The organism is Mesorhizobium sp. M7A.F.Ca.US.006.04.2.1, assembly GCF_004022915.1.
Taxonomy (GTDB): Bacteria; Pseudomonadota; Alphaproteobacteria; order Rhizobiales; family Rhizobiaceae; genus Mesorhizobium; species Mesorhizobium ciceri.
On record NZ_RZQA01001153.1, the window covers coordinates 1 to 1,524 of the forward strand.

General features: G+C 60.2%; 2 protein-coding genes. Both read right to left on the reverse strand.

The features are described from left to right. On the reverse strand, window positions 1–913 hold a 913-nt coding region (locus EN925_RS35300), incomplete at its 3' end, for a SufD family Fe-S cluster assembly protein (protein ID WP_206633114.1). A 243-nt stretch (window positions 914–1,156) separates the two neighbouring features. After that, a partial coding sequence (locus EN925_RS35305; RefSeq protein WP_128337341.1) for an aminotransferase class V-fold PLP-dependent enzyme occupies window positions 1,157–1,524 on the reverse strand: 368 nt, incomplete at its 5' end.

Consider the following 1,524-nt stretch of genomic DNA (forward strand, 5'->3'; position numbering starts at 1 on the left):
CCTTGCCCTCGGCGTCTCCGGGATACCAGTTCTGCACCGTCGAATATTTGATCTCGGCATCGTCGAGCGCCACCAGTTCGACGACGGCGGCATGCAGCTGGTTCTCATCGCGCTGCGGCGCCGTGCAGCCTTCGAGATAGGAGACGTAAGCCCCCTCCTCGGCGATGATCAGCGTGCGCTCGAACTGGCCGGTGTTCTTCTCGTTCATGCGGAAATAGGTCGACAGCTCCATCGGGCAGCGCACGCCCTTGGGCACGAAGACGAACGAGCCGTCGGTGAACACGGCCGAATTCAGCGTGGCGTAATAATTATCGGAGGTCGGCACAACCGAGCCGAGATACTTCTTCACCAGTTCGGGATGCTCGCGGATGGCTTCCGAGATCGAGCAGAAGATGACGCCGGCCTGCGCCAGCTCCTTCTTGAAGGTGGTGACGACGGAAACGGAATCGAACACGGCGTCGACGGCGACGCGGCCCGATTTGTAGACATTGTCGCTGACTTCCTCGAGTTCCGAGGCGTCGGTCTTCTGCACGCCGGCGAGGATTTCCTGCTCGCGCAGCGGAATACCGAGCTTCTCGTAGACCTTCAAGAGTTCGGGATCGACATCGCTGAGCGAGGTCGGGCCGGGCGTGCTCTTGGGCGCCGCGTAGAAGTAGATGTCCTGGAAATCGATCTTGGGATAGTGGACGCGCGCCCAGGTCGGCTCGTCAAGCGTCAGCCAACGGCGATAGGCTTCCAGACGCCATTCCAGCATCCAGGACGGTTCATCCTTCTTGGCCGAAATGAAACGGATAATGTCTTCGCTGAGGCCTTTGGGGGCCTTATCCATCGCGATTTCGGTCTGGAATCCATATTTGTATTGGTCGACGTCGATCTTTCGGACCCGATCGATCGTGTCCTGCACAGCAGGCATATGCGTTCTCCATCCACGCCGGGGTCAAGGCCCGACAGTTTTCAAACTATGGCACCGCCAAAACGAACCCCAAAAAGGCGCTTGCGGCAGCGTAAGTTTCATATAGTGCGCTTCGACCGGAAATTCACCCGGCCAACATGAAACGCACGGCTCTACCAGGCCGAATGGCCCAAATCATTTTCGTCAAGCATCGGATTTTCCCGAAAACCGCTACGCGCTTTTCGGTCCGATGCTCCCACCCGCTTACGCGGCCTTTTCTCTGTCCGCCCGACGCGCGGCGATTCCCGTCAGCGCAACGCGAAACAACTCGATGTCTTCCGCGCCCGTCGCCGGACCGATCGACACGCGCAAGGCGCCAAGGCTGTCACCGTATCCCATGGCTTTCAGCACATGGCTCGGTCCGACCTTGCCGGACGAACAGGCAGAGCCGGCCGACAGCGCTACGCCGGCCAGGTCGAAGGCGATCTGCGCGGTTTCGGCTTTGACGCCCGCAATAGCGAAGAATGCCGTATTGGCAAGCCTTGGCGCACCGGTTCCGAAGATTTCCGCGTCCGGCACCAGCGTTTTCACGATGGCCTCGATCTCGTCGCGGCGCCGGCGCACCGTATCCA